Raw genomic sequence first — 26,141 nt, 5'->3', positions numbered from 1 at the left:
CCGCAAATTTACGACGAATATTTAGGATTATGCCCCGAATCTTTCATTAATGTATTTAAATACAGTATTTAACAAAGGCTCTTCCTAGGTGATTTAACTCTTACATCAACTTAAAACCTGTAAATCTCATCGGGTGTAATGCAGGCGTTGAGTGGAATATCATAGAGATTAGTGTCTGTTATTTCCGGAACCGGGGCAAAAAACGATAAGCCGATTTTTACAATATCATCTCTGCATTCTTTTAAAAACCGATCGTAATAACCTCCGCCGTACCCCACACGAAAACCGCGCTGATCAAATGCGAGAAGCGGAACCAGTACTACATCAATTTGTCGGGGCTCAATGCGAACGGAAGTGTGAGGATCCGGTTCAGGAATTTGCCATTGATTGGGAATCAGGGTAGTTTCATGTGTCAGGAGATAATGTTCCATTTCCTTTGTTCCCGGCAAAACATGGGGCGCAACAATGCGAGGCGGCGCTGCTTTTTCCCTGAGCAACGAAATAAGCGGCTGGCAATCCACTTCATTTTTAGAGGGATGAGGCAAGAAAACGTGAACCATCGAAAATGTAATTTCAGAAAGGTATCGCAGTGTTTTTTCTGTTATAGAGAGGTTAAGCGCTTCGCGTTCTTTCTGCGCCAGTGCCATTCTTTTCCCTAAAAATTCTTTACGCAGAAAGGCTTTTTTCATGAACTCATCACCGTTTTTCGCAGCCGACAATATCAAAAAATAACCTGATGCGGCCACGGTTTAGCGCGATTTTTCAGCCTTTTTATTCATTTGTTTGTACTTTCACGGTTTGATTTCAAATCTTTAACTATTGTATAGAATTTAAGACATGAGCAAAATTAAAGTTGACAATCCCGTTGTAGAACTGGATGGCGATGAAATGACCCGCATCATCTGGAAGTTTATCAAGGAAAAGCTGATTTTACCTTATCTGGATGTAGATATTAAATATTACGACCTTGGTGTTGAGTATCGTGACGAAACAAACGACCAGGTTACTGTGGACGCAGCTAATGCAATCCGCGAGTATGGTGTTGGTATCAAATGCGCAACAATCACTCCTGATGAAGACCGCGTTAAGGAATTCAATCTGAAACAAATGTGGAAGTCGCCAAACGGTACGATCCGGAATATTCTGGACGGAACTGTTTTCCGCGAGCCGATCGTCATGCAGAATGTGCCACGTTTGGTAACCAACTGGACTGCGCCTATCATCGTGGGCCGTCACGCATTTGGTGACCAGTACCGCGCAACTGATTTCGTTGTTCCTGGTAAAGGAAAGCTGTCTATCAAATTTGAAGGCGAAGACGGACAGGTGATCGAGCACGAAGTGTACCAGTACCAAGGTGCAGGTGTAGCAATGGCGATGTACAACATTGACGAGTCAATCCGTGGTTTTGCGCGTGCTTGCTTCAATGTGGCATTGGATAAAGGCTGGCCGCTGTACTTGTCTACCAAGAACACAATCCTTAAAAAATACGACGGGCGTTTCAAGGATATTTTCCAGGAAATTTACGAAACAGAATACGCAGGCAAAGTACATTACGAGCACCGTCTGATCGACGATATGGTAGCTTCTGCATTGAAATGGGAAGGTAACTTCGTTTGGGCTTGTAAAAACTATGACGGTGACGTTCAGTCAGATACAGTTGCACAAGGCTTTGGTTCACTGGGCCTGATGACTTCCGTACTTGTTACGCCGGATGGCAAAACAATGGAAGCAGAAGCTGCACACGGAACTGTAACCCGTCACTATCGCGAGCACCAGAAAGGAAAGCCAACTTCAACTAACCCGATCGCGTCTATTTTCGCGTGGACTCGTGGTTTGGCATTCCGTGGCAAGCTGGACAACAACCAGCCGCTGATCGATTTCTGCCAGGCTTTGGAAAAAGTATGTATTGAAACGGTTGAAAGCGGTAAAATGACAAAGGATCTGGCAATCGGTGTTTTCGGAAATGACGTGAAACACGGCGAGCACTTCCTTTATACCGAGGAATTCCTTGAAGCAATTGATACCAACCTGAAAGCTGCTCTGGCTTAATTTTCAGGTTTTCTATATTACTGCCACCGGCTTCTCAGTCGGTGGCTTTTTTATGGATTACAAAAATGGAATGTGTGGGCAAAAGCGACTTACTTCTTTTCCCTGAACTTCTTCACAGTCCGCACTGCGGTCATGATCAGAACTGCAAAAGCAATCAGACCCAAAACTCCCCAGAGCCAGTCAACCGTGTTTTTTAACACAACCAAAAAGACAATGGAGAACAGGAATACAGTTGCTACTTCATTGAAGAGACGTAGCTGAAAAGACGAAAACCGGAATTTTCCCTGGCGGATTTCCAGGAGAATTTTGCGGGTAAAAAAATGATAAACCACCAGGCCCACCACAAAAAGCAGTTTGAGCTGCATCCAACCCTGATCCAGCCACGAAGGCGTAATGTAAATCATAGCTGCGCCGCACAGCAATGCAAGCCAGGAGGCGGGCGTCATAATCGCATTCCACAACAGTTTTTCCATTTTGGTAAACTGCGCGAAAAGTATCTCCCGCTCGGGACTTGGCTTTTCGTTTGCTTCTGTGTGATAAACAAACAGGCGCGGCATATAAAAGAGCCCGGCAAACCAGCTCACAACAAAAATGATATGCAGTGCCTTAAAATGGAGGTATGTCATAGCGGGGATTTTTGATCTGCAGTCCGGCATTGAAGTACCTTCCCTACCGATCTTTTTGCGGGCAAATTTCGTAAATAATGGATGAATACCTCAGAGAAAACTTTCTTTGTGAAGGATTCGTTAATCAATCTGTAAAGTAACCCAAACCAGTAAAATGAAAACCACAATCCCGATTTTGACGTTTTTATTTTTGTGTTGCATGGTTGTGATATCTTGCGCTCAGTCGGATAAAAAACAAAAGAGAAAAATGGACAAAGAAACCGCGTTTACGTCGCTTGACGAGAAGAATGTTGATACTGCCAATATGGAAACCGCTACTTTCGGAACCGGCTGCTTCTGGTGTACAGAGGCTGTAATGGAGTCTTTGGAAGGTGTAAAGAAGGTTGTTTCGGGCTACTCCGGCGGCCATGATCCCAATCCTAACTACAAGGCTGTGTGCACAGGAAATACCGGCCACGCAGAATGTGTGGAGGTGGTTTATGACCCAAAGGTGATCAGCTATGCAGACCTTCTTGAGGCATTTTTCCGCAGCCACGACCCTACAACTTTAAACCGCCAGGGAAATGATGTGGGTACCCAGTATCGTTCAGTGATTTTTTATCACAACGATGAACAAAAAGCGCTTGCTGAAAAAGCCAAGACAGAACTTGATAAATCGGGCGCTTACTCAAACCCAATTGTTACCGAAATCACGAAGGCTGTGAAGTTCTATCCTGCTGAGGATTACCATCAAAACTACTTCGCCAACAATCCGGAACAAGGCTATTGCGCATTTGTGATCGCACCGAAACTGGATAAGTTCAAGAAGGTATTCAAAGAAAAACTGCGCAAGGAAATCTGATTTTCGGACTGCAACATGAATGGAAGGCCACTAATAAAGTGGAGCGACCCGGATAATAAGTAACAATGGCACAAGTTTTGAAGCATTCAATTAAACGCTTTAATTTGTGCCATTATTAACAATAACTTATCTATTACGATGAAAAAGATTCTATTCATGTTTTTCGTTGCGTCCGTTCTAAGCGCGACCTCGGAAAAGGCTTTTGCGCAATTCGAGAAAGGAGATAAATTACTGAATGCAGGTATCAACCTAGGCGGCACATATGGCGGCGGCGGAGTTGGAGCGGGTGCATCCTTTGAAGGTGGAGTTCATGATTTTATCAGTGTTGGTGGACAGCTGGATTTTGTTCACTGGGGTTACGGCGGCGGAATTTATGGTTACGGATGGAGCTATAACTTTATCAGCATTGCGGCAAGAGGTTCTTACCACTTTGGAAAACACTTCCTTACAATGGATAACCTTGATCTTTACGCAGGCCCATCACTTGGTTACCGTATTGCGAGCTCCTCTTATGACGGAATTGGCTACGACGCTTATGGCAGTGGTGTATTTTTCGGAGCATATGCAGGTGCCCGCTACTATTTCAAGCCTACCATTGGCGTATTTGCAGAAGTAGGTTACAATGCATCCCCATTGAAAGCAGGTATTACTTTCAAGTTCTAAGAAGACATAATAAATGCAAAAGCGGCCTGGAATTACTTCCAGGCCGCTTTTGCATTTATATCAATATCAAAATTGTATGTTCACCGTCAAAAAGCCGGTTTGCGTTCTTGCGTTAAATCCCGGGCTGAACTTAAATGTGATCGGCTCTCCTCTTTGAAGCAGCTCTCTCCTGATTTTGCCTGCTTTTGATCCATTCCGGCCTGCTTTTACGAACCCTACTGTCCCGAATGTAGCTGCTCCTGCAAACCCGCCAATTATCAGCCAGGCACCACGGATTGCCTTCTGCTCGTCGGCATAAGTGAGGAAATTTCCATTTACATCAGTCTGAATGTTAGCAATAATACCGGTACCTACTCCCATTAAAATGAGTCCGGCGGAAGTACCCGCAATACCAATCGCAAGTCCGTTCTTTGACTTGGTCCGGTAATATTTGTAAATCCCTCTTAAATGTTCGGAAGAGCTGGTTTGCAGTTCCTGCTGAAACTTATTTCCTGATGGCATAACTGCTGCGGGAGTTTGCCTGGGGCTCGCGGAAGAAGGCGCGTAGTAATTAGGCACTTCCAATGTGGCCTCAAATGTTTCCACTTCTCCGTTTCCGTACTGAATGGACGCAATTTCCGACTTTTTAATCGTGAATAATGGACCTTCCTGATCGTTAACTTTCTTGTATTTGACTATGCTATCATCTACTTCCTGGATAAGAACTTCCAGTTTGGTCTCGTTCCGCATCAGGATAATGTCGGGCTTCCGCGTTGTCTGTGCAGAAGCCGCATGAAGGATCAAAAAACAAATAGTGATCAGGAGCTGAAATCTCAGCACAGGTAAACTTACTTTCATTGCGGAAGGAGCTAATATGAGTATTTTGCTCCGAATGAAGTAATAAATTTATCCTTATCAAAATGTCACACGCATTGTGAGCTGGCCGGATTTATTAAACGGATCAAAGCTTGGTCCTATCCTGAATGTAGTAAGTGGCTGACCGCGGCGTTCGAGCTCTGATTTGACCTTATTGGCCTTTTTATGATTGACGCGGTACCTATTAAAAGTAATCAAACCGAAGACCCCGCCAAAAACAGGTCCGCCTATCGCAAGCGCAGTGCCAAACTTCTTATCATCCTGATCTTCACCTACTGCACTTACAATGATTCCGGAAACCAACGTAGCTACTGCAATAGACGTAAAAACGATCGCACCTGTTTTACCGTCTATTGCCTTGTTATTGTAGTATTCGTATTTGTCTCTCAACTGATCCGAATTGGCCATGACCACACTTTTTTCAAATGGATCGGTCGGCAGGTTATTCAGATCCGCATATTGCCCAACTGAATCAGGTGGTGTTTTACCTACCAGGACCGAATCGCGTACATTTAAGATCTTGCCATTTTTCAACAAAACCCTTGCAACCTGATCCATATAAATGTAGGCTTTCGCGCTATCGGCTGTGCCCAGATCACGGTAGTTGATCTTTTCGTAGGTCATTTGTGTAATAAGCGCCTGAATTTGGGAGCTATCACGCTTGACGATCACGTCGTTTTTACGAGCGGTTTGTGCAAAAGAATTCTCTACGAGAGAAAGGGACAGAAGAGCGATCAGAATGACCGACAGGGAGTTAGATGTGTGTATCCGCATAATATTAGGTTTGATGAAAAATGTGTTTAAACCTACACAAACTTTCATCAAACCTGTAAAAAATTATGCTACTACATTCCGAATTTGTTCAACTGCTTCACGAGTACCTCAAAATCTTTGGGATAAGGCGCCTCAACGCGCACCGGCTCTCCGTCCATTAATGCGAAGGAAAGCGAATGCGCATGCAATGCAACCCGCTGAATTAAAGGCTGTTCCTCGGTTTCTTTTTTCAGGTTGAACTTGCGTTTCAGACTTGAAAGATAGATCTGCTCCCCACCATATTGCGGGTCACAAACTATCGGTGCTTTAAGGCAGGAAAGGTGGATACGGATCTGGTGCATGCGGCCCGTGATGGGGATACATTCCACTAATGTATAACCCCGGTAAACCTGTAAAGTGTTGAAAATCGTCTCTGCAACCTTGCCTTCTGCACGATCGATTTTTACCGCTGTTCCGTTTTTCAAAGGTAAAATCGGCAGGTACACAGAGATACTATCGAGCTTGTGAATGCCATTTGTGACCGCGTGGTAGCGCTTTGTAACTTCCCTATGTTCAAATTGCATTGCAAGATGGCGGTAAGCGGCCGGGTTTTTAGCAAACGCCAGTGCGCCGGATGTTTCCTTATCCAGCCTGTGTGCGGCCTGCAATTCTGAATTGTATTCCTTGGCAAGCCTGAGCACGCTTCCTCCCCTATCCGCAGTCCGTTCGTCCAGTGTCGCCAGATGCGGCGGTTTATTTACCACGAGAAAATCCTCGTTTTCAAATATAATGATGTCGCTGAAATTGATTTTCATGTCTGTTCTGATAAAAATAATCCGAATGAATTACCTGAGAGTAACTCATTCGGATTTTGCTTACTAATGAATGTAAGCGATTTTACTTACAAAGATGACTATTTGTTTTTGTAAACTTCTCTTCGGTGTGCTACTTTGATAACATCTATTATCAACCTGTCGTCATAAATCTGATATACAATTCTGAAATCGCCAACTCGGATCCGGTAATCATTTTTTGAGCTTTCCAGCTTTTTTACACCCTGAGGTCTGAGATCAGAGGCGAGCTCATCTATTTTGGTGATTATCTGCAATCTGAGTGTTTTCGGTATATTCCGCAGTTCTTTTAAAGCCGATTTCTTGATAATTATTTCATACATCTCAATCCTCAGAAAGTAGCTGATCTTTCACATCTTTCCAGTTGAGTGATTCTTCGTCCTTTCTTAATTCTATTGCTATTTCGTCTTCAATATCTTCCAAAATGTTTGATAGGCTGTCTTTTTCCCTTAAAAGAGCAACATCAATCACGACCGCCTTTTTTTCTCCAATCTCATCAATCAAATAGCTGATACCTTTCATCTTAAATGTGTTTTTAGAAAGTTAGCACTTTATAGCAGTCAAGTCAACTATCACACTAACGCACTCACTTTCGTAGGGTTGGGATTGATGGTATCTGACTCAACCAGTCCGTCACGGAGGCGGACAATGCGGTGGGCGTAATGGGCAATATCCTCTTCGTGGGTTACCATTACGATGGTATTGCCGCGGCTATACAGCTGATCAAATAAATCCATGATTTCGTAAGAAGTCTTTGTATCGAGGTTACCCGTAGGTTCATCCGCCAGCAAAATACTGGGATCATTTACAAGCGCCCGCGCAATTGCAACCCGCTGCCTCTGACCGCCCGAAAGCTCATTAGGCTTGTGTCCGGCGCGATTTTCGAGCCCAACGTTTTTCAATGAAAGCATCGCCTTCTCAGTGCGGTCCGACTTGCTCAGTCCTGCATAAATCAATGGTAATGCAACATTATCGAGCGACGACATTCTCGGCAAAAGATTAAATGTTTGGAAGACAAAACCGATTTCCTTGTTCCTGATCTCTGCAAGCTCGCTTTCCGTCATATCACTCACATCCTTGCTGTTCAAAACATAACGCCCGGTTGTGGGTGTATCGAGGCAGCCGATGATATTCATCAACGTAGATTTGCCGGAACCCGACGGGCCCATAAATGCGACGTACTCACCTTTATTGACCGAAATAGTAACAGATTTGAGTGCCTGGATCACCTCGCTTCCCATTACATAACGTTTCGCAATCTCGTTAGTCTCGATGATTTTCATATTGAAATTCCTTGTTGAAAAGCGTTTAAAGGTGATAGTACTATGACGCCGCGGTCATCCGGCGAAAATGTCCCTGAACAAAAAGCGATGCGAGCAAAACAGCCGACGGGATTCCTTCATTGAACAGCTCGCCTTCATATTTCCAGAAACTGGTTGATTTAAATGAAGCCTCGTCTTCCTCCCTTTTCACAACCCATTGCTGTTGCATCCAGTTACTGAACTTCCAGCTATAACTTGCTTCTTCGTAGCTGATTTCGGCAGAGCCTTTGAACAAATTATACTTAATGCTGCCCAGTACCCTTACCCCTTCAATGTCCCTGATTTCAGTAACCCTGTTCCAGAAGCCGCGTGTTTTAAACCGTAGCATACTTCCGTCCAATTCACCGTAACCATCCTCTTTCCAGGCATTGATTTTCAGCAATCCTACGATCAGCTTACCCCTGAACAGTCGGCTTTCGGTTCCGCTGAAATTCGAATTGATGATTAAAGACATATTCAGTCAGGTATAATTTACAGCAATCTAAAATATTAAATCACTGAAACTCCGCTCTTTGTTTTTCGATAAGTGCCCGCATAGGTTGATAGCGGCTCATAAATTGCTGATAACCGGCTGGATCGGCATACTGCTTCACTTTACTTTCCCCTTCGTCAGCCTGCCCTGTAAGCCCCTGGTCGAGGCTCAGTAATGCATATTGCTCCCATAATTGCGGCGCATACGTGTTATAGGCAAGTGCGTCCAGCACCAATTTATAAGCTTTGCCCGTTTGCTTCTTTTTACGCAGATACTCAGAAGTTGCAGAAACACTTTTGGCATCAAACGGGTTGGCACGCACTGCTTTTTCAAAATTCGCGTCGGAAGGGGAACGTACTGCAACTGCAAGCAGCGAGTCCGTTGCAGACTTTGGCTTAATGCCTGAGAAAAGGTTTTGTTTCAAATTCTCGATTGCGCCGCTATTCTCAGGTTTCTGGATTTTATCCAATAAAATAACTGCTACCTCTTTCTTATCATAAAGCGCATTGGCAACCGCCATTCCAATCGTTCCCTCCACTCCTTCCACATCAGCCAGACTCTCAATGGCTTTTTCATACAATCCCAGTTGTAGGAACCAATGTCCCAGCACTTTATGGTACAGCTCGCTTTGTTCCTCTTCATCAGATGCCAGTGCAGTAAGTACCTGTAAAGCTTTGAGTTTATCACCGCTATAAAACTCCGGGTAAAGCGCCGCCCAGCTCAGGTCCTTTGACAGTACCGGATTTTTGGACGCAAGTTTGTTCAGTAACTGCGCTGCGGATGCATCTGATCTTGCCTGATTTAGTGCATAATTAAGTACGTAAACGGATGACGATACGCTCAGGAGTGAGTCTGCCGGGATTGCTTTTGCATTCCATTCTTCCTTTGCAAATTGTTGCCGCAGATTTTGAACAGCCAGCCAGTTGGCCTGCCACGATAGGTAATCCCGCTTTTCTGTTGTCGACGCAAGGGAATCCAGCAACTCCGAATCCGTGTTCCTCGCGAGAATAGCAAGCAAGTTTGTTGCCGGTATTTCTGCGCGGGTACTACTGTTCTCTGCTCGCTCCAGGTAATAATAAGCCGAGTCGGCTACATTGGTTTTTGAGTAAAGCATGCCCAGATTATTGAGCAGCTCTCCGCTTTTCGGAAACTTACCGACGCCTTCCTGTAAACTATGCACGGCATCGAAAAACAAATTCTCCTGACTTAGAATACTGCTTAATCCTACATACGCTTGCGGAGACGGATTTTTAAGCAATGCCTGCCGGAAGTAAAAAGCGGCGGCAGTGCGGTCTCCCTGGCGAATGGCGAGGGAAGCGAGGGAGTAATTCGACTTATGGTTTTGAAATTCCTGCTGCAATGCGAGTTTGTAGTATTGCTCTGCCAATGCAAATTCCTCAGTTCGGGTGTGCAGGTCGCCCAATCCATTGAAATATCCGGCAAAAGCCTGGTTGATCGGTAGCAGTCTTTGTAACGAAAACAAAACGACCACGCCTACAAATCCAAACAATCGCGTTTGAGTCAACCCAAAGCTGAGCGGTTTGTACAAGACTTTGTAAACTGCCAGTTTTTGTTGAAAAAGAGGGTAAAAGTTGACGAGGATATAAAAGAAGAATAAAACACTCATCGCGAGCTGACCTTGTACTACCACATCTTCCAGCGCTTCCAGCACAGGATCGTTGGCCATTCCGGCCATTAAACCTGTGAATGCAGCTGCGATCATGAATAGCCCAATGTAAATCCAGAAGCCGGCGCTCCGGAACGGGAGCACGCCGCCCGTCGAATCGGCACGCCTTCTGAAACCCCAGATCCCGGCAACGCCCGATATTAAGGCAAGCACAACCGGGCTGATCAGCGTCACATTCCAATCAATCTGCTTTGTATTTTTGAGATAAATCAACAATAGTAAAATCAGGTATAATACACTGATTACAATGAAGTTGATCAAACCTGTACTTCCCTTCCTGACCGAGCCGCTGGTACTCAGCCAAACCAGTCCAGCCATTATTTCGGTTGAAGAAACCAGCAGGAACAATGCGGTTAACAGTACCCAGAACGGAAAAGAGTACGTGGCAGCAGCCAGCGCAGTAAAACTGATCGGAGATGTAAAATACGCAACTGCACAAATCACTACAGACGCGCCGAGTGTACCTGCTATCCGCATACTTATACCCGCATCCTGCCTGAATGCATGGAAATAATAGGTAGTAATGCCGTAGATCATCACGGTTATAATGAATAGCAGCTTGTTTCCTTCCCCGGCTCCGGACAAAATTTCCAACTTTGAAAAGCCCAGGAACATAATAAATACCACCATTCCGGCCAGGTACCAAAACCTGGATAACGTTGTGATTGCCGCCAGGATCAGGCTGATACCGATAATTGCAAAGAACCAGAATACCTGCACAGTAAGGTAATCAATGTCCATTACCGAAGCCATAAAGCTTTCAGTTACAAGGTGTGAGGGGGTAGAAACCCCGTACTGCCACTGTCCGATCCGGAGAAAGTCCACAACAGTACCAACCTCCGACATTTCACTCACCACATTCCACCTTACTACATTTTGAAGCGGATCTATGCATTTAAGTACAAAAAATACAATTGCAAAAAACAGAATGGCCAGCATTGCAACTGCCATCCTGCGCTCAGATACTGACCAAACCTTCCAGAAAAAAACTTCCTTCATATAATAGATTAACAGACTTCCTTTTGGGATTTAAATAATTGTAATTACCTCAACGAAAATATCAACAACCTGTTATTTCGACCAGATCTGATGTTTGAAGTAATGTAAAGGCATTGATCAGGTTGGCGCTGAGAAATTTACCGGAGGAATGTCGAAGGTTCAGGAATTGCTCAGAACTACATTCGCAATCAAAGTTTGATATAATCCACGGAGCGAGCCCTGGCGAAAGATGAGCATCAAGAATGATCATTAAGCTGCCTGAAGAACCGGGTGATTGAGCTTAGCCGCAGCGTAAAGAAGGCAGGCAGTAACATCTTCCGGTTCAAGATCCGGCAATTCCTCGTCCACAATCTGCGCGGGTGTAAGACCGGCAGCAAGCAGTTCGATTACATCTGTCACCCTGATGCGCATATTACGTATACACGGCTTTCCACCACATTGGTCAGGATTGAATGTTATACGTTCCAGCAACTGCGCATTCATGTTTTCTTCTATTAAAGCTGATACTTCATTTACATATTCCGGTGTTATTGATACTCCGACATTTTTTCTATCTGCAACAATGTTAAACGCTAAGCTTTCCTCAGTTGCAAACATTCAAAATTCTATTTACCTCCTAACAAAGTAGCTATTTTCTAAAAAATATCCAATAAATCAATAATTCCGCTCTTGGTACTGACCAAATTATCTCCTACTTTTGCGGTCTGAAAAAAACCTCATTCGAGATAATCAAATTCATATAATGGCAAACGCGACAAACATAGGAAAAATTACGCAGGTAATTGGTCCGGTTGTAGACGTATCATTTGAAGATGCCACAAGCATTCCTTCGATCCTCGATGCGCTGGAAGTCATCAAACCAAACGGTTCAAAAGTAGTTCTTGAGTGCCAGCAGCACTTGGGCGAAGACCGTATCCGCACTATCGCAATGGATAGTACCGAGGGTATGCAACGCGGAATGGAAGTTCGTCCGCTGGGTGCTCCTATCAAAATGCCAATCGGTGAAGGCATTAAAGGTCGACTATTCAATGTAATCGGTGAAGCGATCGACGGACTTACACCTTTGGATACTACAAATGGTATCTCTATCCACCGTTCAGCTCCGAAATTCGAAGAGCTGGCGACATCAACCGAAATCCTTTTTACAGGTATCAAAGTAATCGATTTGCTTGCTCCTTATGTAAAAGGTGGTAAAATCGGTTTGTTCGGTGGTGCCGGTGTGGGTAAAACCGTTTTGATCCAGGAATTGATCAACAATATCGCGAAAGCCTACGCAGGTCTTTCAGTGTTTGCCGGTGTGGGCGAACGTACCCGTGAAGGAAATGACCTGATGCGTGAAATGATCGAAGCCGGTATTATCAAATACGGCGAAGAGTTCAAGCATAGTATGGAAGAAGGTGGCTGGGATATTTCGAAAGTGGATTACAACATGCTGAAAGATTCACAGGCAACTTTCGTATTCGGACAAATGAACGAGCCTCCTGGCGCACGTGCACGTGTGGCATTGTCAGGTTTGACGATGGCGGAATATTTCCGCGATGGTGACGGCGAAGGTCAGGGACGTGATATTCTTTTCTTTATTGACAATATCTTCCGTTTTACACAAGCAGGTTCAGAGGTATCCGCTCTTTTGGGACGTATGCCTTCTGCGGTAGGTTACCAGCCTACGCTTGCGACTGAAATGGGACAAATGCAGGAACGCATTACCTCAACAAAACGTGGCTCGATCACATCTGTACAGGCTGTTTACGTACCTGCGGATGACTTGACTGACCCGGCTCCTGCAACTACATTTGCCCACCTGGACGCAACGACGGTACTAAGCCGGAAAGTATCTGAAAAAGGTATCTACCCTGCGGTGGATCCACTAGATTCAGCTTCAAGAATTTTGAATGCTGAGACTTTGGGTGCAGCTCACTACGATTGCGCACAGCGCGTGAAAAATATTTTGCAACGCTACAAAGAATTGCAGGATATCATTGCGATCCTTGGTATGGAAGAACTTTCTGACGAAGACAAGCTGGTTGTATCCCGCGCTCGTCGTGTAGAACGTTTCTTGTCGCAGCCATTCTTCGTTGCTGAGCAGTTCACAGGTTTGAAAGGAACTTTGGTAGATATCAACGATACCATCAAAGGATTTAACCTGATCATGGACGGAGCTTACGATCATCTTCCTGAAATGGCGTTCAACCTCGTTGGAACCATCGAAGATGCGCAGGCAAAAGGAGAAAAAATGCTTGCAGAAGCAACAAGATAGTTTGATAAGTCTATGAGTTCGTGAGTTAATGAGTGTAACTCATGAATTACACGGAGGCAGCTCTCAACTCATAAACTTTTGACCGCAGCGGCGGACCGCTCATAAACTTGCAACCATGCATTTAGAAATAATTACCCCAGATAAGAAAGTTTTTGCCGGAGAGGCAACTGCTGTAACGTTACCGGGTACGGAAGGACAATTTCAGGTTCTGAACCGCCACGCGCCACTTGTAAGTACGCTTGGAAAAGGTGATGTGGTGATTGACACAGGAGCTGCAAAGCAATCCTTTTTAATCGACGGCGGCGTTGTGGAAGTACTTAACAATAAAGTACTTGTATTGGCAGAAGCGATTCTTTAAGGAAATAAGGTTATAAAAATGAAAACGGATGTCGTGAGAACGGCATCCGTTTTTTTGTATCAAAATTTATCTGTCGGGTAAATCTTACTTTTTATGGGATTTGTAGAACAATATGCATTGTAGTTGCTTACGAATATAGAAGTTACAAAAAGAAAAAGTTTTCCTATTTTCGAAAAGCTTAATCCTTCACTCCCAAACATGACACAACCCTCTTCGAAAAATGAGCTTTTCAAAATATTAGGAGTAGGGTTTGGCATAGCAGTCACCGTGGGTGGCACAATTGGTACCGGCATACTGCGCAAACCAGGGCCCATTGCAGCCCAGCTCGGCGAGCCCTGGCTGATTATGCTACTTTGGGCAGCAGTAAGTCTGTATGCATTCCTCGGCACACTTTGTACCATCGAACTGGGTACGTCAGTTCCAAAAGCGGGGGCCTGGTATGTTTATGCGCAGCGCGCTTTTGGCAATTATGCCGGATTTGTGGTTGGTATCAACAGCTGGCTCGGCACCTGCTCTGCGCTCGGTTTCGGGGTGTATACCATGAGCGAGTACCTGGCATTGCTTATTCCCAGGCTGGTAGGCTACGAACCTTATGTAGCAGCCGCCATTCTGCTGGTACTGACCTGCATACACTGGATCGGACTGGCATTGGCGAGCAGTTTTCAGAACATCATGAGCGTTTTGAAAGGAATCGGGCTTTTTGTATTTGTGGCTGTCTGCTATATCTACGGAGATGAAGTTACTGCCGAACAAGCACATACAACCACCAGCAAGATCATTGCCACCGGCAGCTGGATTGCACCGGTGATTTTCTCATTACAAGCTATTTTTTACACTTACGACGGCTGGCACACTGCGGCCTATTTTTCAGAAGAAGACCGGGATCCAAGCAAAAATCTGCCCCGCTCTATGATGGGAGGCGTTTTGTTGATCATAGCAATTTACCTCCTATGTAACCTGGCAATTCTGCATGTATTGCCTATGAGTGAGCTAGCACAGTCCAAACTGGCTGCGGCAGACGCGATACGCCTGATTTTTGGGGAAGGCTCCGGAAAAATCGTTACCCTGTTTCTGATGATATCGATTTTAGGGATTGTCAATGCGCAGTTGCTCTTTAATCCGCGCGTACTTTATTCGATGAGCCGCGACGGGTTGTTTTTACCTTCCGGGACTTCCGTTAACAGCGGCGGCACACCAGCGGTAGCCATGCTTGTAACTTCCGGGGTCGCCATTCTTTTGATATTAATTGGAAAAGATGCGTGTGAGAAGCTGTCAGATATCGCCACTTTCTTTTTTGTGCTCGGATATGCTTCCGGATTCGCATCACTGCTCGCATTGAGAAAGAAAGAGCCGGCGCTTCCGCGGCCGTGGAAGGTACCTGCATACCCGATTTTGCCCATTGTCATGCTGATCTGTTCCATCGCATTTCTAATCGGCGCGGTGATACAGGACCTGGCAAGCAGCCAGTTTGCCTTGTTATTTCTTGTAATAAGTTACCCGGCATACCTGCTTGTGCGCCGGGCAAATAGCTAAGTACCTTTCATCCACAACAAACTAAAACATGCCACAATGCACAAAAGTCGAATCAGGATTCTCGCGGCCGCATTATTCCTTTTTATAGTCGCATTTAAATGGGCGGACGAGGATTTCACCAAAATGATCTCCGAGAAGCTGCTCCGGTACAGACAGGCTTTTCCGATCGAAAAAGCCTATCTGCACACAGATAAGCCTTATTATATGACGGGCGACACGCTGTGGTACAATGCATTTCTGGTGGAAGGCGCCCTGCACAATCCCGACAGCGCCAGCAATTTGCTCTATGTTGACCTGATCGACCAACGTTCCGGGAAGAACTTCGCATTAAGGCGCACTTACCTGACTGGCGGGGTTGGAAACGGGGAAATTATACTGGCGGACTCCATTCCGCCCGGCTCCTACTCGCTACGCGCCTATACAAACTGGATGCGCAATGCTCCTGAATCATTTTTCTTCCACAAGGATATCCAGGTTTTTGATCCGGCGGGAAGTATGCCGGCCGCAGCTACCGGCAAAGTTGATTTGCAATTTTTCCCGGAAGGCGGCGCGCTCGTCGCCGAGATTGCCACCAGAATTGCATTCAAAGCAGTAAATGCTTCTGGTAAGGGAGAGGATGTGGCAGGTTTTATTATGGACCAGAACAATGATACCGTCGCTTCTTTCAAAAGTGAGCATCTGGGAATGGGGCGGTTTCAATTTGCTGCGAAATCCGGCGCTTCTTACACCGCCTTCCTGAAAGAAAAAAGCGGCAGCGTGATGAAATATGAGTTTCCGAAAGTGAATGAAACAGGGTATACACTCGTTGTCGACAATACTTCCAATCCACTGAAAACGAGGATAATTGCTTATGCAAAGGTTCCCGATAAAGCGGAGGTCCCTGTCAACATAGTTGGGCACTCCCGTGGTATCGTTGCTTTCGTTGCCAAAGGTAAAATTTCAGGCAGGGGCCTAATGATGAATATTCCAAACACGGATTTGCCGGACGGAATTACGCATTTAACCCTATTCAATGAAGAAAACAGGCCGGTGAGCGAGCGGCTGATCTTTATCGACCATAATCATAGCCTCCGGGTTCGGATAGCACCGTCAAAAGCTGCTTACAAGCAGCGCGAACAAGCGGAGATCGAGATTGCGGTAAGTGATACAGCAGGAAAGCCGGTGGAAACGCACCTGTCGGTTTCCATTACCGATGCCGGACAAATACAACAGCAAGTTCACGATCAAAACATTGTTTCTTACCTGCTGCTTTCCTCTGATTTAAAAGGATTTGTCGAACAGCCTGGCTATTATTTTGACGATACCCAGACAGAACGGAAAATGCACCGCGACTTCCTGATGATGACGCAGGGTTGGAGCAGGTTTAAATGGGATGAAGTACTCCGCGACTCGCTTGAAGCGCCAAAATACTACCTGGAACAAGGGATTACATTTGCCGGGGAAGCGCGCAGAAACAAGAGGCCCGCAGAAAAAACTGCGCTTTCTATTTATGTAAGCACAGACAGCCTGAGCAATTTCCTGACTGCTGAAACAGACGAAAAAGGACAGTTTGCATTGTACAACCTCATTTTTGAGGATTCTTTGAAGGTTCGCGTGCAGGGAATGGGCAAAAAGGGAAATCAGAATCTGAATTTCAGCATTTTCCCTCAGGAGATTCCAAGAATAGCTCCCAGCCAAAATCCCTATTTCCCGCTCACGGTAGATGCAAAGCTGTTAAACGATTTTCTGACAAGGAATGCACAGGATCAGGAGATTAGCAGAAAAATTCGTGCAAACCGGGAGCGGTTATTGCAGGAAGTGACCATCAAAGCCAAAAAGCAGGTGCAGCGCGATCCGCGAAAGATTTACGGTAATGCAGACGCATCCATTAAGGTAACACCTGAACTGGCCGCTGGCAGAACGAGCGTGCTCGATATACTTGCCGGAAGAGTGGCTGGCGTATCGGTAACGGGTTTTGGGATGAATGCAAGGGTAAGTATCCGTGGAAATCAGAACGAGCCCCAGTTTGTTCTGGACGGGATGCCGGTCGATAAAGACTTTATTGCTTCAATGAATGTCAATGATGTAGAGTCCATTGATGTGCTGAAAGGCGCATCGGCAGCGATCTTTGGAATGAACGGAGGAAACGGGGTCATATCTATTTTGACAAAAAGAGGAAACTCAAACTACGATTACACACAGGACATTGTACCAGGCGTGCTGGTGTCAAAAATAGCAGGGTTTAATGTGCCAAAAGTGTTTTATGCACCTGCCTATTCGCCAAAGGATCCGCCAAACCTGAATCCCGATTATCGCTCGACTATTTTTTGGGCACCAATGGTAAAAACAGACAAGAATGGAAAAGCGAAGATCCGGTACTTCAATTCTGACGCAACAACTTCCGTCGACGTGAGAGTAGAAGCGCTGAGTACCAGCGGCTCGCCGGGCTTTGCCAAAAGCACATATTCAGTGAATTAGGCAAACAAGATTATTTGCGTTTCCGCGTTAGTATCTTTATTTGAACAGTCTTGCGAACTAGTCGTACAGACAAAATTGGTACCTTTGTTGTTTACTCTGAAATAGCCGGTCAAGTCTCGGAAACTGATGGCATCTGATTGAAATATGAAGACCGTATATTTAAAACTAAACCTTCCGATCTTAATGCTGGCGAGTTTGCTCGTCACGCATTCCTCGCTTGCCCAGCGCCGCAACAAAGACCGTGAAAAAGATGCTGTAAAAACCGAGGATGTAGGTCTTCGTCTCGAAAAAGAGTCACTTGCGGCTGACGGAATGAAGTTTATGATGAAAGATGAGCCGACTAAGGCCCTGCCTCTTTTTGAAAAACTGGCGCAGGAAAACAGTCAGGATGCTGCCAGCCAGTACCTGGTTGCCACGGCATTGATGAAGCTCGAAAAGTTTGATGATGCCATTGCCCCTTCCAAAAAGGCTTACGAACTGGATAAGGACAATATATTCTACGCACAGCAGCTGGCAGAGCTTTATGCCAAACGCAGGAAATATGCCGAGGCGGCCGCCATTTACGAAACCCTGGTGGCCAAAAACCCGGAAAACATTCAATACGGAATTGAGCTGGCAGCGGTATATGTGTTTAACGATCAGCCCGACAAAGCGATTGACACTTATAATGTCCTTGAAAAATCAATGGGCATTACAGAAGAAATCACGCACCAGAAACAGCAGCTTTATCTGCGACAAAATAACCTGGACAAAGCTGTTGCAGAAGCAAAAAAGCTGATCAATGCGGAACCGACAGAGGTAAGCTACCGGGTAGAGCTGGCCGAGCTGCTGATCGCCAACGATCGCATTGTAGAAGCGGTTACGCCGCTTGAAGAAGCGCTCAAAATCAATCCCGACGAAGCGCAGGCACACGTGCTGCTGGCTGATATATACCGCCGCAACGGCGATGTGCAGAAATGCAACCAGGAGCTTAAACTGGTTTTTGCCAATCCAAACCTTGAAGCAGAGCCTAAAATCAGGGTACTGACGGGTTATCTAAGCATGCTAAAATCAGAAAGCGAGATTACCGAGGCGGTTACATTGGCTAAGCAGCTGTTGGAGACGCACCCGAACGAAGCCCTCGCAAATGTGATTTATGCCGATCTGCTTGTACGTCAGAATAAAAAAGAGGAAGGCCGCGACTTTTATTCAAAAGCCAGCCGCATCGACGGCTCCGATTTTAAGATATGGATCGCTCTGATCCAGCTGGATGGAGAGCTTAACCAGGTGGATAGCATGCTGGTGCATTCTGAGAAAGCATTGGAGCTTTTCCCAAATCAGGGCCTGTTCTGGTACTCCAATGGAACTGCGCATTTGATGAAAAAAAATTACAGGGAAGCTGTATCCTCACTAGAAGAAAGCCTGAAACTGGTCACCAATAATCCTGATCTCGTTCCGCACATTTACGCTTCTCTTGGCGACGCATTCAATGGACAAGGCGATCATGCCAAATCCGATGCTTCTTACGAGCTCGCATTAAAAGCCAATCCAGATAATGATCATGTTTTGAATAATTACAGCTATTTTCTTTCGCTCCGGAAGGAAAAGCTTGATCTCGCTTTGAAGATGTCGGAAAGACTGGTGCAGCAGCATAAAGACAATCCGACGTACCTGGATACCTACGCCTGGGTACTTTATATCCGGAAAGATTATAAGAAAGCGAAAGAGTTTTTGGAGAGAGCAATGCTCGACAGCAGCAGTGTAAGTGGCACGATTGTTGAGCATTACGGAGATGTTCTTTTCAAGTTAGGTGAAAGGGACAATGCGGTGGCTCAGTGGAAAAAGGCGAAGAGAATGGGAGAAACCACTGAACTTCTTGACAAAAAAATAGCAACAGGTGCATTACATGAGCAATAAAATAGTAGCCGGGCTGTTCGCCTTCTCATTTCTTTGGTTGACAGCTTGCCACAAACAACGTACATCCAAACGTACCAGCGAAAAACCATTCTCAGACGCTACGGCAGCGAGCACTGTGATACCGGCTGATTCTTCCAAAACAGCAGTTGCCGAAACCGTTGCACCTGTTAAAATCAATGAAGTTGCTTTTGATTATCTCACTGCCAAGTCAAAGGTTTCTCTTCAAAGTAAATCCCAGAATTTCGACAATGCCAATGTGAATATCCGGATGAAGAAAGACAGTATCATCTGGCTTTCGGTAACCGGAGTGGGCCTGGAAGTCGCCAGGGGCATTATTACGCGTGATTCCATTATTTTCATGGACAAGATTCACCGCGACTATTTCGTATTTAACTACGAACAACTCAGCAAGCAATACAATTTTGACCTCAACTTCGACCTTCTGCAATCAATGATTGTAGGAAACCTGCCATTTGCCCAGGAGCCGGATGCAAGATTTGTTAAAATGAATGAGTTTTATGTTTTGAGGCAGATCAAAGACCGTCTTGAAATAGAAAATTTTATCAGTGAAAGCACATTGAAACTCTCCCGGCTCAAAGCAACCGAAGTGCCTACTCAAAACACTTTCCTGCTTGATTACGAAGATTTTAAAGATGTAGGCGGAGTATTGTTTCCTTTTGCAAGTGTTATCAATCTGAATGTGAAATCGTTGAAAGACCAGCAGGTAAACCAAACCGATATGCGCATTAAGCACAGCAAAGTTGAAATGCAGCGTGAAAGCCCCGGATTTCCATTCAATGTCCCTTCCAGCTATAAACGCAAAAAATAAAGTCAGAAAGTCTGCTTAAATTTGCCGGCCATGAATTGTATTTTGCCTGCAAGAATCAATAATATGCTTTTTAGTACCCCTGGTCGCCGTCGTTTGATATTAATGCTGACGTTCATTCTATGTTCGTTGGCTGGCGCTTATGCCCAGAAAAGCAGGGAGCAGCTGGAACGCGAAAAAAGTGAAAACCAGAGCAAAATCCGGGAGATCCAAAGTATCCTCAAACAGACTTCTTCCCAGAAGAATGTCAACCTCGGACAATTAAAAGCGCTCAATCAACAGATTAACACCTATAAAAGGCAGATTGACCTGCTTTCTGACGATCTGGAACTGCTTGACGGCGAGTTGAAGGTCCTTGAAGGAAAACGTCAGTCCCTCGACAGCAGCCTCAACATTCTCAAAGAAGAATACGGGCACATGATCTACGAGGCTTCAAAAAGAAATGCGTACTTCAATCAGCTTGTGTTCCTTTTTTCTGCCGGAACATTCAATCAGTTCGTATTAAGATATAAATACCTCAAACAATATACCGAGGCGAGACAGGGACAAGCTAAGGAAATCGGTGTTTTGCAGGACAAGCTCATGCAGGAACGCCGTCGCATTACCGCGAAAAAGACCCAGCAAAAAACCGTTCTGGATACCCGTGTATCTGAAAATACCAAGCTGGAAGGCTTGAAAGTGAAGCAGAATGAAGTGATTCAGGAGCTTTCGCAAAAAGAGGTTGAACTTAGAAAACAGATCGCCGAAAACAAGCGCGCTACCGATTTACTGGAAGCCAATATCCGCCGGATTGCGGAACGGGAAAGAAGAGAGCGGCTTGAAAGGGAGCGGAAGGAGCGCGAGGAGCGTGAAGCGCGCCGCCGTGCAGAGCGGGAGCGGCTTGCACGTGAGAATGCAGAAAGAGAGAAAAAGGGCGAGGCAGCTATCGTAGCCGCGCCGAAGGAAGAGGAGGAGCCTGTTGTTTCAAGCGGTATGAGCGAGGAGGAAACCACTCTGGCTTCTTCATTCACAGCATCGCAGTCGCGCCTGCCGTGGCCGGTTAAAGGTTTCGTATCAGGACATTTCGGACAGCGGCCACATGCGGTTTTGAAGGGTGTAATGGTAGATAACCTCGGCGTGGATATCCAGACAACTGCGGGTGAGCCGGTAAGGTCTGTTTATGACGGCGTGGTACTTGACGTAACAGAAATGCCTGGAATGGGTAATGTGGTTGCAATCCAGCACGGTAATTACATGACGATTTATGCCAAAATGAACGGTGTAACAGTTCGCGCCGGACAGAAGGTAAAAGCAAGGGAAAACATCGGCCGCGTGGCTACTGACAGCGACGGGACCTCAGAGCTTCAATTTCAGATCTGGAAAAATACTTCCCGCCTCAATCCAGAGAACTGGCTGATCAGGAGGTAGCGAATTCCGCCGCCAGACACGCAACCCAATCCATTAAATACAAAAACATATGTCTGTCCATACACCTGACATTAAACGCGTTACGACTCACACCATTCAGGAAATGAAAAACCGTGGCGAGAAGATATCCTGTCTTACCGCATACGATTATTCAATGGCCGGCATTGTGGACGCAGCTGGCGTAGAATTGATCCTGGTAGGCGACTCGGCTTCCAATGTAATGGCCGGTCACGAAACGACGCTGCCGATTACCATTGATCAGATGATCTACCATGCTACCTCGGTGGTACGCGCAGTCAAACGTGCATTGGTAGTTGTGGACCTTCCATTTGGTTCTTATCAGGGTAACTCGCGTGAGGCCTTAAATTCGGCGATCCGGATCATGAAAGAGTCAGGCGCGCACGCGGTCAAGCTGGAAGGCGGACTTGAAATCAAGGATTCAATCACCCGGATATTAAGTGCGGGAGTTCCGGTAATGGGACATTTGGGACTCACACCACAGTCTATCTATAAATTTGGTACTTATACGGTACGTGCGAAGCAGGAAGCAGAGGCAGCGAAGCTGCTGGAAGACTGCAAAATGCTGGAAGAAGTAGGCTGCTTTTCCGTCGTTTTGGAAAAGATACCTTCTGCATTGACCAAGAAAGTATCGGAAAGCGTAACAATCCCAACGGTAGGAATTGGTGCAGGACCGCATGCAGACGGTCAGATATTGGTACTGCACGATCTACTGGGTATCAATAAAGAATTCAAACCCAGGTTTCTGCGTCGCTATGCCGATTTAAATGGTGTAATGACCGACGCAATTTCTAATTATATCAAAGATGTGAAAGGCAAATCATTCCCGAACGAACAGGAATCTTATTGACCTTTTTAAAAGTATACAACTATTCAAATGGCTAAAAACGCACTCCACGTGGTATATGAGGATAACCACCTTCTCATTATCAATAAAGAACCTGGTATTCTGGTGCAGGGAGATGCAACAGGTGATAAGTGTCTTCTGGATATGGGAAAAGAGTACCTGAAAGAAGCATACAACAAACCAGGAGCAGTTTTCCTGGGGACAGTCCACCGTCTCGACAGACCCGTCAGCGGGCTGGTCGTGTTTGCGCGGACTTCAAAATCGCTGGAAAGAATGAATGAAATCTTTCGCAAGCGTGATGTTCAAAAAACTTACTGGGCGGTAGTAAAAAACAAGCCTGCGGAGAAAAAAGGCAAGCTGGTACATTGGCTTTCAAAAGACGAATCGCGCAATGTTACCACGGCTTACGACTATGAAGCACCTGGAACGCAACGCGCCGAGCTGTCGTACCGCTGGCTGGGAGAGGTGAATAAGTTTCATTTGCTGGAAGTAATGCCCATAACAGGCCGCCCGCACCAGATCCGCGTGCAGCTTGCATCCATGAATTGCCCGATCCGTGGTGATTTAAAATATGGTTATCCCAAAGCAAACCCCGACGGTAATATCAATCTGCACGCACGCAGACTGTACTTTGAGCACCCGGTAAAAAAAGAACCTGTGATTTGCCGCGCAGGTGTACCAAATGATCCGTTCTGGGAAGAATTTTTGTCCCTCGACAAAGAGGAAATCAAGCCTGAACATCTGGACTTCTTTCACGAGTAAGCCCGATGATCGAAAAACTGAAAGAGCGCTGGAATGTCAAAAACGGTTGGGATGTGCTCATTATCCTGATTGTTTTTGCCTGCACAGGCTTTTCGGTCTTGTATGTAAAACGCGCCCTCTTTGATCTGATCGGGTTAACAAAAGAGTCACCCTCCTGGCTCCGCTGGACAGTTAATATCCTGATCATACTTCCGCTATATCAGGTTATCTTACTGATCTGGGGCTGGATATGGGGCAAATTCACTTTCTTCTGGGAGTTTGAAAAACGAATGTTCGGCAGAATAGGCGGCTTATTTAAAAAGAAAGGTGCAGGTGTATAGCAGGCTTTCTATTACTTTCCTGCCACTTCAATAATCTTACGATATACATTCCTCGCAGCTTCATAAGCTTCCGCAGCAGCTGCTTTTTCATTGGCGCGAATGTTGGGCTCTTTCATTTTCCAGCATTGATCCAGCGCCGCGAGGCACCATTCGGCACTTTTCTGGTTCGCGATAGGTTGATCGGCTATTTTCACAAAGAATGGATTTGAATGCGAGCTGGGGAAAATACGCAATGCAACCCACGCCGATTTGTCGAGCCTGTAATTGAATTTTAAATCCTTGATAGCCCCGTCAGCGGCTATCGCTACCGTATCGACCGCCTCTCCATTCACGATCAGTTCCACCCCTACGTTTCGTGATTTCTCTATTCGCGCTCTTTCTATATCCCAAAAGGGCATGGAAGTAATTGGTGTTTTCGCGATCTTTTCACCGGTACTATCCTGTTGTACTGGCAAATAGGCTGCAACGCGGGCAGTCACCTGGATCTCACCTCCTGATTTGAGCAGTAGCTCGCTTTCCTCTACACCCGCCAGCTTGCCATTGACTGCAAAGTCCATGATGTGCGATTTTCCATCGGAAACGTAACTTCTTCCTTTTTTGAGCGCATCCACGTACCCGTCATAATTCATTTGGCCGTCCATCTTGAAATAGCTCCTCGCCTGCCCCACTCTTGCGTCGGTAATGCAGGGGAAATCCGTTTCACCACTTAGCCTCGGCCGAAATCCGCAATTCAGCGTATGGTAATACATATTCAGCTCCCAGGGAGCCGGTGTATCGCCGGCGCTGAAAAAGTCCACCAGGTTTTGTGTAACTGTCACGATGTATTCATTTGCACCGATCCCATCCATTTTGGGTAGAATGTAGTTCGGTATTTTGGTGACGGGCTGCACAGGTTCTAATCCCCAGCCTGAATGCGCATAGCCTACCAGCCCGCCCTGCTGTTTTGCCCACGAAAGTACTGGCGCAGTCCAGCTGGGCCAGTCTTCGATCACCTTTGTACCCGGATAATCATCTTCTTTAATCCGCAATAAAACAATGTGACCTGCATGAGAAGAAGGAAATCCGGAAACCTCCACATCATTTCTCATGATATTCTGGCGGGTCGACAGCGCGTGATCTTTTCCCGTGAAAAACGTCTTCTGCCGGTACCAGCTCGGCCCCCATGCGAGATTAGCCGCCATATCCAGGTTTTCGCCCAGCGCTTGCCTGAACATATCAGCGGGATCAACTCCCTCTGTCGGACTGTCGTAGTGACTGCAACCAGCTGCATGGATGTGGTGATCTGCGCTGTACCAGCCCAGTTTAGATAGCTGGATCCAGCGTTTCAGTTCAAAGCCAACACTTACCGAATCTGCATTGCCTGGTACGGTAATCTCTTTCGTTTGAGGTACATATTCCGGTCCCCGGCTGTATGTAATTTTGTAAGAACCCGCCGGAAGCCACACGTGCTCTCCGTCTTTGCGGTATATCTGGGGCTGGAAGAAGAAATCTGGGTATTCGTCAAAAGCAGTAACCCGCCGCGAGGGCAATGGATAATAGCGTTTGAACCTCCCTCCCGATTTTGCTTTTGAATCTGTGATCAAAAAAGAAGCCATGACCGGACTTCCGTCTGCATCCTTCACCCTGAATTTTACCTTTACCGCCGGCTTGACATCGAACAGAATGTGCGTAGCGTTTCGGAAACCAATATCCTGTGAGCCCTGACCGACATTGTAGCCGATCTCCGCCTCGCGCTTTCCGGCATCTTTTGAGTAGATCTGCACAACCGTGTATTCAAGCTTTAAGCCTGACAGACTGGGTTGCAGAGGCCGGTTGGTATACATTTGCACCTCCAAAAATCGGTTCGCTACCTGTCCCGGCGTGAGCTTGTGCTCTTCTTTCACCCGGTGCTCAAAATTGGGAGAATGGTAAGGTTTGGCTGCATTCGGGCTCTTCACTGCCAGTTTGGCCGTGATACTCGCTTCATTATTGACTTTCACCAAAAAGCTAGTCCATCCTGACTGGATCAGCTCCGCTTTGGCTTTCCCGCGCTCCACTTTCACGCGGCCCTCGGGATTAATGTCGACAATATTTAAACAATATGGATCAAGAATGTCCTGAATAGCACTGACTGTCTCCGCATTAAGAGGTTTGTTAGCCAGCTCATTCAGTCTGTTCTGGTCCTGATCAGGCAATGGATTTCCTGAGAATGCGAGTGCGTCGCGGAGGCGCATTGCCTGTGCAAGTAGCGGCTGAGGCTCTACGGCTATGTTTTTGGGCGCGGCAGCATGATGTTCGTGCTGCGCATACACTGCTGTCGGACAAATGAAATGCAAAAACAGTAGCGTAAAGATTTTCCTCAT

25 protein-coding genes are annotated in these 26,141 nt (G+C 46.0%); 13 read left to right on the top strand and 12 right to left on the bottom strand.

Translation table 11 applies throughout. The annotated features are described in order from the left end of the window. Nucleotides 1-110: 110 nt before the first annotated feature. A complete protein-coding gene (locus ASG33_RS21755; protein ID WP_056291177.1) occupies nucleotides 111-689 on the bottom strand; it encodes a 5-formyltetrahydrofolate cyclo-ligase in 579 nt (192 codons plus the stop codon). 148 nt (nucleotides 690-837) lie between these two features. Here ASG33_RS21755 and ASG33_RS21750 point away from each other — a divergent pair, with 148 nt between their 5' ends. Next, nucleotides 838-2,049: an NADP-dependent isocitrate dehydrogenase gene (locus ASG33_RS21750; protein WP_056290683.1), complete on the top strand. Its 1,212-nt coding sequence runs from the start codon at nucleotides 838-840 to the stop codon at nucleotides 2,047-2,049. Between the two features lie 89 nt (nucleotides 2,050-2,138). On the opposite strand, the gene ASG33_RS21745 is transcribed toward ASG33_RS21750, so the two are convergent. Then, entirely contained in the window at nucleotides 2,139-2,675 is a 537-nt protein-coding gene (locus tag ASG33_RS21745) for a CopD family protein (RefSeq protein ID WP_056291176.1), read from the bottom strand. A 154-nt stretch (nucleotides 2,676-2,829) separates the two neighbouring features. On the opposite strand from ASG33_RS21745, the gene msrA reads away from it, so the two are divergent. Both msrA and ASG33_RS21735 read left to right on the top strand, forming a co-directional pair. Continuing rightward, entirely contained in the window at nucleotides 2,830-3,516 is a 687-nt protein-coding gene (gene msrA, locus ASG33_RS21740; protein WP_200942850.1) for a peptide-methionine (S)-S-oxide reductase MsrA, read from the top strand. A gap of 138 nt (nucleotides 3,517-3,654) precedes the next feature. Beyond that, a complete protein-coding gene (locus ASG33_RS21735) occupies nucleotides 3,655-4,179 on the top strand; it encodes a hypothetical protein (RefSeq protein WP_056290680.1) in 525 nt (174 codons plus the stop codon). 66 nt (nucleotides 4,180-4,245) lie between these two features. On the opposite strand, the gene ASG33_RS21730 is transcribed toward ASG33_RS21735, so the two are convergent. The 9 genes from ASG33_RS21730 to ASG33_RS21690 all read right to left on the bottom strand — a co-directional run bounded on the left by ASG33_RS21730 (nucleotide 4,246) and on the right by ASG33_RS21690 (nucleotide 11,715). Beyond that, on the bottom strand, nucleotides 4,246-5,016 hold the full coding sequence (locus tag ASG33_RS21730) for a hypothetical protein (RefSeq protein ID WP_056290676.1): 771 nt from the start codon (nucleotides 5,014-5,016) through the stop codon (nucleotides 4,246-4,248). Nucleotides 5,017-5,073: 57 nt separating this feature from the next. Further along, a complete protein-coding gene (locus tag ASG33_RS21725) occupies nucleotides 5,074-5,808 on the bottom strand; it encodes a hypothetical protein (protein WP_157474907.1) in 735 nt (244 codons plus the stop codon). 71 nt (nucleotides 5,809-5,879) lie between these two features. Next, nucleotides 5,880-6,602 (bottom strand): RluA family pseudouridine synthase, encoded by a 723-nt coding sequence (locus ASG33_RS21720; protein WP_056290673.1) that lies wholly within the window; start codon nucleotides 6,600-6,602, stop codon nucleotides 5,880-5,882. 98 nt (nucleotides 6,603-6,700) lie between these two features. Then, the gene (locus ASG33_RS26315; protein WP_056290671.1) at nucleotides 6,701-6,961 is read right to left on the bottom strand and encodes a type II toxin-antitoxin system RelE/ParE family toxin; all 261 of its coding nucleotides are present in this window, start codon (nucleotides 6,959-6,961) and stop codon (nucleotides 6,701-6,703) included. A 1-nt stretch (nucleotide 6,962) separates the two neighbouring features. Beyond that, complete coding sequence (locus ASG33_RS21710) at nucleotides 6,963-7,160, bottom strand: hypothetical protein (RefSeq protein ID WP_056290667.1); 198 nt, start codon at nucleotides 7,158-7,160, stop codon at nucleotides 6,963-6,965. A gap of 50 nt (nucleotides 7,161-7,210) precedes the next feature. Further along, nucleotides 7,211-7,921, bottom strand: coding sequence for an ABC transporter ATP-binding protein (locus ASG33_RS21705; RefSeq protein WP_056290664.1), 711 nt, complete (start codon nucleotides 7,919-7,921; stop codon nucleotides 7,211-7,213). A 40-nt stretch (nucleotides 7,922-7,961) separates the two neighbouring features. After that, nucleotides 7,962-8,414: a hypothetical protein gene (locus tag ASG33_RS21700; RefSeq protein WP_056290661.1), complete on the bottom strand. Its 453-nt coding sequence runs from the start codon at nucleotides 8,412-8,414 to the stop codon at nucleotides 7,962-7,964. A gap of 40 nt (nucleotides 8,415-8,454) precedes the next feature. After that, complete coding sequence (locus ASG33_RS21695) at nucleotides 8,455-11,118, bottom strand: tetratricopeptide repeat protein (RefSeq protein WP_056290658.1); 2,664 nt, start codon at nucleotides 11,116-11,118, stop codon at nucleotides 8,455-8,457. Between the two features lie 249 nt (nucleotides 11,119-11,367). Beyond that, a complete protein-coding gene (locus ASG33_RS21690; RefSeq protein WP_310589219.1) occupies nucleotides 11,368-11,715 on the bottom strand; it encodes a DUF433 domain-containing protein in 348 nt (115 codons plus the stop codon). 145 nt (nucleotides 11,716-11,860) lie between these two features. Between ASG33_RS21690 and atpD the strand changes: the two genes are divergently transcribed. The 10 genes from atpD (at nucleotide 11,861) to ASG33_RS21640 (ending at nucleotide 23,799) form a co-directional block, all read left to right on the top strand. Beyond that, nucleotides 11,861-13,375, top strand: a complete 1,515-nt coding sequence (gene atpD, locus ASG33_RS21685; protein WP_056290656.1) for a F0F1 ATP synthase subunit beta — start codon at nucleotides 11,861-11,863, stop codon at nucleotides 13,373-13,375. A 115-nt stretch (nucleotides 13,376-13,490) separates the two neighbouring features. Continuing rightward, entirely contained in the window at nucleotides 13,491-13,733 is a 243-nt protein-coding gene (gene atpC / locus ASG33_RS21680) for an ATP synthase F1 subunit epsilon (protein ID WP_056290653.1), read from the top strand. 198 nt (nucleotides 13,734-13,931) lie between these two features. Then, on the top strand, nucleotides 13,932-15,266 hold the full coding sequence (locus ASG33_RS21675; RefSeq protein ID WP_056290651.1) for an APC family permease: 1,335 nt from the start codon (nucleotides 13,932-13,934) through the stop codon (nucleotides 15,264-15,266). Between the two features lie 36 nt (nucleotides 15,267-15,302). Further along, entirely contained in the window at nucleotides 15,303-17,723 is a 2,421-nt protein-coding gene (locus ASG33_RS21670; RefSeq protein WP_056290649.1) for a TonB-dependent receptor plug domain-containing protein, read from the top strand. 144 nt (nucleotides 17,724-17,867) lie between these two features. Continuing rightward, nucleotides 17,868-19,619 (top strand): tetratricopeptide repeat protein, encoded by a 1,752-nt coding sequence (locus ASG33_RS21665; RefSeq protein ID WP_229238798.1) that lies wholly within the window; start codon nucleotides 17,868-17,870, stop codon nucleotides 19,617-19,619. Beyond that, nucleotides 19,609-20,448 (top strand): DUF4292 domain-containing protein, encoded by an 840-nt coding sequence (locus ASG33_RS21660; protein ID WP_056290643.1) that lies wholly within the window; start codon nucleotides 19,609-19,611, stop codon nucleotides 20,446-20,448. Before ASG33_RS21665 ends, ASG33_RS21660 begins: the two co-directional genes overlap by 11 nt. 30 nt (nucleotides 20,449-20,478) lie before the next feature. Then, a complete protein-coding gene (locus ASG33_RS21655) occupies nucleotides 20,479-21,852 on the top strand; it encodes a murein hydrolase activator EnvC (RefSeq protein ID WP_229238797.1) in 1,374 nt (457 codons plus the stop codon). Between the two features lie 49 nt (nucleotides 21,853-21,901). Further along, nucleotides 21,902-22,720 (top strand): 3-methyl-2-oxobutanoate hydroxymethyltransferase, encoded by an 819-nt coding sequence (gene panB / locus ASG33_RS21650; protein ID WP_056290640.1) that lies wholly within the window; start codon nucleotides 21,902-21,904, stop codon nucleotides 22,718-22,720. A 27-nt stretch (nucleotides 22,721-22,747) separates the two neighbouring features. After that, complete coding sequence (locus ASG33_RS21645) at nucleotides 22,748-23,479, top strand: RluA family pseudouridine synthase (protein WP_056290639.1); 732 nt, start codon at nucleotides 22,748-22,750, stop codon at nucleotides 23,477-23,479. A 5-nt stretch (nucleotides 23,480-23,484) separates the two neighbouring features. Continuing rightward, entirely contained in the window at nucleotides 23,485-23,799 is a 315-nt protein-coding gene (locus ASG33_RS21640) for a DUF6787 family protein (protein WP_056290636.1), read from the top strand. Between the two features lie 11 nt (nucleotides 23,800-23,810). Here the strand turns inward: ASG33_RS21640 and ASG33_RS21635 are convergent, their stop codons facing one another. After that, complete coding sequence (locus ASG33_RS21635) at nucleotides 23,811-26,141, bottom strand: CehA/McbA family metallohydrolase (protein ID WP_056290632.1); 2,331 nt, start codon at nucleotides 26,139-26,141, stop codon at nucleotides 23,811-23,813.

The sequence above is a fragment of the Dyadobacter sp. Leaf189 genome (genome assembly GCF_001424405.1).
Lineage (GTDB): Bacteria > Bacteroidota > Bacteroidia > Cytophagales > Spirosomataceae > Dyadobacter.
The sequence above is the reverse complement of the archived record's forward strand: the minus strand, read 5'-3'. Positions and strand labels throughout refer to the sequence as shown.